Source organism: Streptococcus cristatus, assembly GCF_003943815.1.
GTDB lineage: Bacteria > Bacillota > Bacilli > Lactobacillales > Streptococcaceae > Streptococcus > Streptococcus cristatus_F.
In genome coordinates, this window is record NZ_RJNA01000029.1 from 1 (window position 1) to 4,453 (window position 4,453).

Annotated in this window: 3 protein-coding genes and 1 pseudogene; all 4 read right to left on the reverse strand. The window is 35.1% G+C overall.

What is annotated here, in order from left to right; translation table 11 throughout:
- Positions 1 to 26: 26 nt before the first annotated feature.
- Complete coding sequence (locus D8872_RS10455) at positions 27 to 1,850, reverse strand: SAG1250 family conjugative relaxase (protein WP_037612711.1); 1,824 nt, start codon at positions 1,848 to 1,850, stop codon at positions 27 to 29.
- Entirely contained in the window at positions 1,837 to 2,202 is a 366-nt protein-coding gene (locus D8872_RS10460) for a MobC family plasmid mobilization relaxosome protein (protein ID WP_037612713.1), read from the reverse strand. Before D8872_RS10460 ends, D8872_RS10455 begins: the two co-directional genes overlap by 14 nt.
- Before the next feature lie 4 nt (positions 2,203 to 2,206).
- Positions 2,207 to 2,563, reverse strand: coding sequence for an SAG1252 family conjugative relaxosome accessory protein (locus D8872_RS10465; protein WP_001115082.1), 357 nt, complete (start codon positions 2,561 to 2,563; stop codon positions 2,207 to 2,209).
- A 919-nt stretch (positions 2,564 to 3,482) separates the two neighbouring features.
- Positions 3,483 to 4,453: pseudogene (locus D8872_RS10470) on the reverse strand (Spaf_1101 family AAA-like ATPase); the annotation flags it as partial.

Genomic DNA, 4,453 nt, shown 5'->3' on the forward strand with positions numbered 1-4,453 from the left:
TTATATATAAATAATGACTAGATAGGTTATTTTTGAAAACCCATCTCTTCTTCTTTTGAAATTTTCTTACTCACACGATTGATAAACTTATTCATTTTAAATACGATGTTCTCATATCTATCTTTTTCTAATGCCAATTGATTTCCCAACTCCTTCAGATTCTCTTCCACAACATTAATACTAATTGCCTCAGTTATATTCAATTTTGAAAGATTCAACTTCATTTCTTGCTTGTTTTTAACTGAAGACAGTAAATATTCTGCTACTTGATTTAAGGTTATCACTCGTTCTTGCAAAGCATTGATTCTCAACTCAGACGCTGCTAGTTCACGCACTAGCTCGTCTTTAATCGTGATATAAGATTGATTTTCCACATTCAACTTAATCAAAGCATCCACTTCTTCAATCTTTTCTTCAATCATCTCCACAGTCGTTTTTCTGTGGAATGGAATTGTTTGATTTTCAGAGCTGAATTGGCGAATCAACGTTCTACCTTTCATATAGCGGTTTTTCTCGGCGTCATCTTTGTGATAGACATAGTAGGCGCTAGTTTCTCTAATAAAAACCTTTACCTTATCCTCTTCCATATCTAGCTCCATGTTAGGTACAAAGACAAGCCCCTCCTGACGAATACCAAACTTGATCTTGATGTAAATTCCATCATCCACTACTTTTTCGATTTGATTAAATGACAACTCTACCTCAAATTCATGAACAGCGTCCCTGTTTTTCCTGAACCCTTGATAGGACTCCCAAAATTTCTCCTCGCTTGGGAGTTCTTTTTCTTTGGAGATTTTCTCTTCTTGATAAACTTGAACTAAATCCTTAAGTTCTGGAGCTTTCAATTTTTTTCTCTTTTCAAAATAATCTTTGAAAAATTCTACATCGTAAAGATTTTTCTTATTTATTTCGGTCTCTTTCACCTCTACTCCTGAAAATTGAAAAGAAACATGCTTTTGCTTAGGACTGATATTTAATCCAAATAGTTTTGCTTTTTTTATCAGAGTTTCTAAGTTATCAACATTGGGTAGAAGAAATTCCATAAGCTCTTCTATTTTTCTTTTGGCAAAGTAATTCTTGAAAAACTCTTCTGTGTAAGGTTGCTTGCGATTGAGTTTATTACCACGCACCACTTGTCTCATAGTTGAGTCCGTCATAAAAAAGGTGGTATGCTTGTGACTGAAATCCATCTCCATATGTAGTAATGGAGCGTTCTTTTTTAAATCCTCAAAATCGGTAGAATTTTCAATCAAAAAATAGAGTCGCTGCTTGAGTTCGTACTTGTAATTGGTCTTACGATAAACTTCAAACTGCTGGTGGGAATAGCGATTCTCTATAATTTTCGCCCCTGCAATTTTAGAAAATCTATCTGAAATCATTCGAAGATTTCGTTCCACATTATAATCCCACTTGAGTTTTTTGTCCGAATTACTATCAACCGAGTTGATAATGATGTGATTATGGAGGTGATTTTTATCAGCGTGAGTCGCAACGATAAAACGAAATTTTCCACCGGTTAACTCCTTCATTGTCTCATAGCCAATCTGATTGATTTGTTCAGGAGTGAGATGATCCTCTGGAGAAAAAGACTGAATGATATGATGGGCATGAATTTTTCGTTGCTTTTCCTCTAACCTAGCATGCCGAAAATTATAAAGCGTATCATTGCTGATAAAATTTTCATGATACATCTGCACCATCTCATCATAGCTAGGAAAATCCAGAAAATTTCTCATGCCATAGTCCGATACCAATGCAAGATTCTTAGTCTTATCAGGATTAAGAATATACTTGATAATTTTTCTGCGATAACTCTTTCCGTGAATGGCAAAATGCTTAGTGATGACCATAAAACTCCCTCAACTTTTTTGCTTGAACACTAAACTCTTTCTCTACCTCACTTATCAAGTCAGCGATTCCCTTTTTCAAGTCTTGCAATTCTTCACTTGAAATCAACTGAGATTGATTAACACTTCGGGCAATCTGGTTGATGTTATTACCAATCCTCTTCAACTCAAATATCAAATCTTGATAACCAGTTGTATCAATGGTGATGAAATTCATACCAGGGTCAAGTAGGGTTCGTCGAGCATATTCTGAAAAAGATTTACAACCGCTTTGATCGATGCAATGTTTCAACTGACTCAATTCGCTATCAGATAGGAAAACTTTCTTTAGCTTAGTTCGGTAACGATTTTCCATGTGCCTACCTCATGTATTTTTTACGGAAGTCTTGACTAAGAGGAATGGAGTTCCCTATTTCTTGAATCAATTCCTGAACACAGGTTAAGAGAATGGATACATGTTCTTGGGTGACTTGATGTTCTGCCCTTGATAAGATTAAAATCTCATAAACATCACGACTGATTTGTTCCAGCTTTTGAGAATGCCAGAAGGTGAACCACTTTTCAGCAGTCATTTCTAACTCGTTCTCCAGTAACTTGTTTCTGGCAAATGAAGAAAAGTGTTCAAATCCTTTATTTTTCATCATTATGTCAATCATTTCTAATTCATTTGCAGTCAAATTAACCTCTTTGCGAATGTCTCTGTATTGTTCTGGCACACTACTTCCTCACTTTCATCTATTGTCGGATAATTCCCGACCCCGTGTCAACCACGGGAAACTTATAAAAACAAAATATAGCATCTTGTAAGGCTTTGCGAGCTCAGATATTGTGTCCACAATATCCCAAAAATCATATCGCCAGCCGACCAAAACCTTCTAGTTTTGATAGCCAACGATAAGATAACTTGGTGGCTTCGCCCCCAAACCCCCAGTTTAAATTTGAGTATCGATTTTCTTAGGATGATATTAGGATAACAAGGATTATTTGAAGAAGTTATCACAGATCGATTAGGGACTAATCTCTAGCCCATCTAACACCACTGTGCGTACCGTTCGGCACACAGCGGGCCAACTAAGTTTTAACGAGAGCATTATACTCACTCATCTTTTCATTTTACAATTCGTTCTATCAGTGCCGTCCTATATTTGTGATCAGCTTCCATCATTTACGTTTTCAGTTCACTGTCTTTTCAGGCCAGGAATTAGGATTGACAAATTTAATTAGAGAGATATCCATTTAGTTGTTCACCCTTCGCTCCATTTCCATTACAGAAATTTCTTCAATACTATGGGTTCAGCTGACTCCCATGATTCGTTGTACTACGTCCTAAACGCTCACGGAATAAGCCGTACATCTTTCCTAGTTTACTCTCGTAATTTACGTATATAGGTTACGACACCTATTTGGATTTTAGAATTCCTCATCCGCTATATGGCTTCAAGTCACGATTCTGTTTGTAGAGCCTTGATTTCGCTAATTCCTTCCTCTCCCCCCTACCTCAAGATATTCAGGCTTAGGAGTCGCTATTGGTTTCATCTGCAGCAGATATCAAAAGAAGACTTGGACCTCAGATGTACACTATGCCTGTCGAACAAAGAAAAAGTAGGCTAAATTTCTAACCTACTTTTTCTGGCTCTACTCTGATAAAGCCGTCTCATATATAGACATTTTATGCTTGAAGGAATCTTTCCCTCCCTCTAATTGATTGATGATATGATTTTTTATATATTTTTCACTAACATATCCCTGTGATTCAATCCATCCGTTAACTCCATCTGACTCCATAATAACAACTTGATCTGTCATAGAATTTGTTACAATTGTAGCATTATGTGTTGCTAAAATAATTTGTCGTTGAGCTTTCACATCTCTAAACTGCTGAACTAAATGCCTGTAAATATAACGATTATCTAGATTATCTTCAGGCTGATCAATAATCAATGGTCTGAAGTCTTTAGAATAATCACTATACGCTAATAAAAAATCAAGCATGGCTACAACTTTTTGTCCCAAACTTAATACACCAACTTCTTTATAGAGGATATCAAGTTGGTGTGAGGTTTCTTTGGAGTTAATATTAAACTCCAAAAATAACCTTTCATTTGCTACATGCGCTTTTAAAACTCTTTTAAACTCATTTAATAAACTACTATTTTCAATTAAAGAGTAGATACTCGTTTTTAAATGCGTAATGTTGTATTCATTAATTTCAGATTTATCTCTCCAATTATTTTCTTGTTTTGCAAAATTATCTTCAGAGATACTTTTTAAAAGCATAAAATACTTATTAGGAATATTTTGTCTTACAATGACTTTAACAAATTCTTTCATTCCTAATTCCCGATAGATAAGATATAAAACGTCTGCTACATCTTGCATACTGATTCTATAATTTTCAAACGAAGAACGGTTATTCTTGAAAAGATAACTTTCCAAATGCGGTTCTTCCCATCTATCAATTTGTTCATAACAAATTCTTAACTTACCAATCTGAGTTTTATTAAAATCCTCAATAATTTCGAGTATTAATTGCTTCCGCTGTTTTAAATATTCATCAAGTTCCTTTAATTTTACTTCAAACGATTCGAGTGTCTGAGTTCTTAGCC